Below are 5357 nucleotides of genomic sequence, written 5' to 3'. Positions count from 1 at the left end.
TAAAAAATCCTCCCAATCTGTACTTGGAAGGATTCGTCTCTCACTCATATTAAATAAGTTCTTTTTGTCATTGGAATCATGACAAATAAAGTGTAAACTGATTTATAAAAATGGATAGACTAACCCTATATTTTGTAGTTTGAAGTTATTCATTTCAAATAAAAATATAGATTAGTTAATCATTGTCCATCCATCAGTCCTCTCATAATTGTATTTTTATAGTAACAAATTTTTTTATGGAATACAATTCAGCATCATCTTCACCTCAAATTACTGCTTGTTGCTCTTTTGATAATTTCCATACAATTGACCACAAGCAGCATCTATATCAATTCCAAATTGACTCCTAATGGTCACATTAATACCTGATGATTTTAATTTTTTGTAAAAATTAACAACATGACCTTCATCAACTTCTCCGAATCTTAAAGGAGAACTGACGGTTGGGTTATATCTGATTAAATTTACATGATATAAACGTCCTTCTTTATATCGACCTTTTAATAGACTTACTACTTCTTTAGCATGGTCAATAGAATCATTCACACCAGGTAACATAATATAAGCAATATATGCTTTTCTTGATGTTATCCGTATATGCTCATCTAATGTGTCCATTACATCTAATAATGGATACCTATCATTAATCGGCATCAACTTACTTCGTTGTTCATTAAAAGGAGAATGTAACGAAAACGTCAAATTGACTTGCGGATAATTCAGAGTCATTTTTTTTATACTTGGTATAATACCAATAGTTGAAATAGATATCCTACGAGGGCTTAAAGCAAATAGCGTAGGATCAGTGAGTACATCTAAGGCATCAAAAACTTGTACATTGGCTAACGCTTCTCCCATCCCCATAAACGAAATACTATCAATTGAGTGACCTTGTAAGTAAAAATGGAGGATTTGGTCAGTTATTTCATCTGAGGTCAAATTTCTTTTTAATCCAATGTCACCTGTTGCACAAAATTTACATCCAAAATTACATCCGCACTGAGAAGATATACAAAATGATTCCCACCCAGCTTTATATTTCATATTTACCGTTTCTATTTTTTCATTTCCTGAAATTTCAAATAAGACTTTAGTGACTTGCTCAGAATGTTGTTCCTTTAAAGGAACAACATCTAAAATAGACTCTCCAAATTCCTTAACTAAAATTTCTCTTAACGATTTTGGAAGTACATTAATTTCGTTGAATTTATTTATTCTTTCTTTAAAAATGGCATTCAATATTTGTTTCATTCTAAAATTAGGGTACTTATGTTCCCTTAAGAATTCTTTTATTCTTCTATACTTATTGCTTAGTTTTAATTGCATCTTTCTCATCCTTCCATAAGACTCTCTAGTTTTATAGGAGTAAATAGAAAGGAGTTGTCTATCCCTTAAGTTAAAAGTACACGCCAAAAAAGCACCGATAGAATTATCGGTGCTGAACTTTAATTAAAATATGAACAAATAAATAAACAAGGACTCTAAGTCATTGCTTTGTAATTTATTTGCCATAGAGGTAAAGCTCCGATAACTGTTTTTGTATGGTTGTATAGCATAAAAAAGGACAGACTACTCCCTTTGTCTGTTAAATTCTTACCAATTTTTACATTTTTACCAAACAGAATTCTAAAAACAGTTAACATTGCTTGCACCTCCCTTTGTCAAATTTATTATAGAGTAATCTAACATAAAAGCGAGTATACGTAAAGTGTAATTTGAGAATTATTGTAAAACTAACCTGCCTCTATGTAGAAAGCAAATTCTCTCGTTTTCTTATGTTTTCTCAAGTTTTCATAGCTGTCTGCATTTTCTTTAAAGGATTATCTGACCGTTTTGTAAGTATGAACCATCTAAACCCATCCATTTATCTATCTTGTAGAACTTGCCGTTAATAGTGACAGACTTGACTTTCCAAGCTGGCTTTCTCCCAAAATAAACCAAACCCATTTCCATCCATTGGTTTCTCTGTAAATAGATAAAACGTTTCCTTATCTCCCGCTTCGAAATTACCTTGAAGTGCTATAGAATCGGTACGATATTTATTTCCGTACAGTGCGATACTAATATTGGCATCAGTGCCAGAATCCGCTTCTGAATCGGTTTCTATGATGACAGTATTTTTATACCCATCATTGTATGAAATACCAATTTTTTTCAGGAAAGGCTGCCATTTTTGCATGAATTTCGATAGGTGCAGCAAGTGATGCAATGGGGAAGCAAAGTGTAAAAACAGACAGGCAAACTACTGAGACTAATTTTTTCATTTTTGTAAAAATGTTTCATACATTAGTTAACTGTTAGTGAAATAAAATTTAGAATAATATAAAATTTAGTAGCGCTGCAATCGTCAATCGTCTTGATTGTTACTCTTTCTGTTCATGACAGGTGGTGCTAAAACAATCCATAACGTATCTATCTTATTTCAATAGACAACCACCCTAGCTACTCACTTACAAGGATAAAAAAAGAAGCCCTCTTCAAAAAAAGAGCTTCTTTTCTTTATAGTAGCTAGTCTGAGTTAATCCATTTTCATAGACATTGATTAGCTCAGCGGTTTATTGTTCCACTCCAACTTATAGGAGCAAATTCCCGTTTATCCCCCTGCCATTACATACGGCCCCGTAATAGTATCCAAGCGAATCATCTACAGTACGACTATATAATCTAGAGTTGCTCATTTGACAGACCCCATACCGGTGATTTTTACCTTCACCTTAATATTTACTCTCGATTTCTGGAAGTTGTCCAGCCAATTCTCTTTCACCTTTTTCCATTGGGGGTAGGTATAAGCTCGTGCATACATACCGAATCCGACTGGATCAATTTTGGCTTTTTGTAGTTTGCGAATCATTTTGGAGAATTTTTGTTCCAGATTTTCTTCGATCATTTTTTCCAATCTCTCTGGTGATTCCATCACATTGAATGGGAATAGACGCTCTGGAATAGTAGCAGTGGAATGAACATTCACATCAAATATGAAGCGGTCCCTTTCATATCGAGCTTGCGTTGTTGTCTTGATGCTGTGGAGATTGACGCTAATTCGTTTCGTGTCCACTTTATCAATGTCTTGTCCTGGAGCATTCGGCAGGTGTAACGTAAAAGGAAATTCTCCCCTTGTTTTTTTGCGCAAGATATAAATCATCTTTCCTTCATCTGAATCAACTAACATTTTGAAGCGGGAAGCTTTGTCCAATAACGCCGTACCGGCCAAGACAAGCTCCTGTTCCTTGCGAAGTGCCGTAATGCTTGGTGTAATGCCACCGTCCTTCAATTGACGATGGAATTCCTGTATGGTGGTTTTGGTCGTCTCATTTCGAAACAGACCTGTCTCCACAAGGTTTGACAAATACAATGGTAAACGGGGCTTGTCTTTAGGCGTATAGCGCATTATTTCGTCAATGGAACCGTCATAATAGACAACACGGGCCGTGGCCGTGCTTTTGGGGTCTCGATAGAACGGATCAAGTAGTATTGACCAATCCTTTTGCTTGGCGAGTTTTTTTCCAATAATCACGATCTGTGTCTTGCCTGCCGTAGTCAAGCCCAAAGCCCGCTTATCGAAGCCTTCGCGTGAATGCCGCAAGGTTGTTGCACGGACCTCGAACTCTTCTTCCTTATCTTTCGCCTCCTTCGAGAAGACCGGACTAGAGATCCCGAACACCAAATTTCCGTCATGATCCAGATCAATCCCGATAAGCAGCGTTAGAGTCATATTCTCAATCGTTGTATAGCTACAACCAGAGATTGGAAAAAGCGCGATAAGCATAATTGCGATTGTCAATAACCGGCGCATCAACGACTCGCCTCCCTCGGTGGCCTCTTCTGGTAAACCTTAATGGATAGATATAGTAAAACGGGCAAGAGATAAGAAACGATCAAGCCAACATAGCTTACCCATTGATTCCAGCGTAACGATTCAAACCAAGAGGGCTTCAGCCACGAAGCAATCAAGACTGTTCCGATGCAGATTGCCAGTGCATACGGGCCGTGGTTTTTTGTGCCGAATAGACTTGCTCCGCTGACGGAGGCGCCATAGATAAATGGAATCAGCGAGGTCGAGATAACAAATAGATACAAAGCTAGGAAAACGATGTCAAACCTCTCCAAGAAGCGGAATTCGATGAGCTTCAACAGGTTCAAAACAGGTTGATTGTAATCCAGAATCTCCTCTGGACTGAAAAAAATAAAGCAAACAAGTGTACTGAACACATAAATAAGCATAGTCAAGGTATTGCCCAGCACGATACCATGGACTGCCAGATCTTTGCGGCGAAGATACGGATAGATGATGAATAAAATTTCAAATCCAAGATAGGCTTTCGTCGTTGTCGGCATTGCCTGCAGGATGGGTTCCCAGCCTTCCTTGATAACAGGAAGCAGATGAATGAAATATCCCTCACGCAGTGGTATCAGCAATACAGGAGCCATCCATATTGTTAGGAAGAACACAACCTCACAATATCTAGCGATAGCAAGAATATGCTTCCTCGCTGTTATGTACGCAGGAATAACGAGCAGTAGCATAATAAACGGAATCGACGTCATGGTCAAGAACCATGCCCTTGTATACAGCATAGTTGAGATAAATGTAGACCATGCCGAAAATGTGAAATGTAAAGTAACCAACGCAATAAGCAGCTTGCTGATGATTTTTCCAAAGAGACGTTCCAATAATTGAAAAAAAGTATCTTCCGGGTATTGCGCCATTACAGCAACCATAATGACGCTAAATACCAAATTAATCAGCCAAGACAGCACTAGCGCAATCCAGCCATCGGTCGAGGCTATCTCCGCAAGCTGACGTGGCAGGGACAGGACGCTGGTTGCCACTTGAATACCATGAATCAACAAGGTGTACTGCATAAAACTGATACGGTATTTGCTATGTCCACTCAAGATGAATTGCCTCCTCCCGGCTTATTGTTACCTTGCCGCCGAAGCTGTTTAGGGCGAGATCCAGCTGGACGTGTTCTCATCAACCACAATGGAAAGCGTACGAATGTATCCTTCAGATCGGTAAAACGGATAGGAGCTAACGGAGTGCCATATGAGACTCCAAGTGATGTTAGCGAGGTCAAATGAGAGACAAGAAGCATGCCGCCGCATACAATGCCAATAAAGCCATATAAAAAAGCAATCAGCATCATCGGAAAACGCAGGAAGCGAATCGCAGTTCCCATATCATAATTAGGCATGATGAAGGATGCAATTGCCGTAGAGGCAACGACGATAACCATGATATTGCTGACAATTCCCGCCTGTACGGCTGTCTGCCCGATAATTATACCGCCAACAAGTCCGACGGTCTGTCCGATCGGAGCCGGTAGCCGAATTCCTGCCTCTCGCATCATTTCCAG

The 5357-nt window shown here is 38.7% G+C and carries 6 protein-coding genes; all 6 read right to left on the bottom strand.

Going from position 1 to position 5357, the window contains the following annotated elements; translation table 11 throughout:
* Window positions 1-270: 270 nt before the first annotated feature.
* A complete protein-coding gene (locus AYJ08_RS03525) occupies window positions 271-1326 on the bottom strand; it encodes a Cfr family 23S rRNA (adenine(2503)-C(8))-methyltransferase (protein ID WP_064016611.1) in 1056 nt (351 codons plus the stop codon).
* Between the two features lie 155 nt (window positions 1327-1481).
* Window positions 1482-1643, bottom strand: coding sequence for a hypothetical protein (locus AYJ08_RS23800; RefSeq protein ID WP_197490573.1), 162 nt, complete (start codon window positions 1641-1643; stop codon window positions 1482-1484).
* A gap of 245 nt (window positions 1644-1888) precedes the next feature.
* A complete protein-coding gene (locus tag AYJ08_RS24275; protein ID WP_231928982.1) occupies window positions 1889-2179 on the bottom strand; it encodes a PLAT/LH2 domain-containing protein in 291 nt (96 codons plus the stop codon).
* A 495-nt stretch (window positions 2180-2674) separates the two neighbouring features.
* A complete protein-coding gene (locus tag AYJ08_RS03515) occupies window positions 2675-3793 on the bottom strand; it encodes a Ger(x)C family spore germination protein (protein ID WP_064016610.1) in 1119 nt (372 codons plus the stop codon).
* The gene (locus AYJ08_RS03510) at window positions 3793-4896 is read right to left on the bottom strand and encodes a GerAB/ArcD/ProY family transporter (RefSeq protein WP_064016609.1); all 1104 of its coding nucleotides are present in this window, start codon (window positions 4894-4896) and stop codon (window positions 3793-3795) included. Before AYJ08_RS03510 ends, AYJ08_RS03515 begins: the two co-directional genes overlap by 1 nt.
* Window positions 4893-5357, bottom strand: a 465-nt coding sequence (locus tag AYJ08_RS03505) for a spore germination protein (RefSeq protein WP_197490572.1), incomplete at its 5' end; no start/stop codon positions are given. The genes AYJ08_RS03510 and AYJ08_RS03505, both read right to left, overlap by 4 nt.

It is taken from the genome of Brevibacillus sp. SKDU10, from assembly GCF_001645205.1.
In the GTDB taxonomy this organism is placed as follows: Bacteria; Bacillota; Bacilli; order Brevibacillales; family Brevibacillaceae; genus Brevibacillus_B; species Brevibacillus_B halotolerans.
Note: the sequence above shows the minus strand (reverse complement) of the source record. Positions and strands in the feature narration are given on the sequence as shown.

Bases quoted from the DNA above. Each gene is read 5' to 3' on its own strand.
- AYJ08_RS03525 (WP_064016611.1), bottom strand. From the start codon at position 1,326: ATGCAATTAAAACTAAGCAATAAGTATAGAAGAATAAAAGAATTCTTA.
- AYJ08_RS23800 (WP_197490573.1), bottom strand. From the start codon at position 1,643: ATGTTAACTGTTTTTAGAATTCTGTTTGGTAAAAATGTAAAAATTGGT.
- AYJ08_RS24275 (WP_231928982.1), bottom strand. From the start codon at position 2,179: ATGCAAAAATGGCAGCCTTTCCTGAAAAAAATTGGTATTTCATACAAT.
- AYJ08_RS03515 (WP_064016610.1), bottom strand. From the start codon at position 3,793: ATGCGCCGGTTATTGACAATCGCAATTATGCTTATCGCGCTTTTTCCA.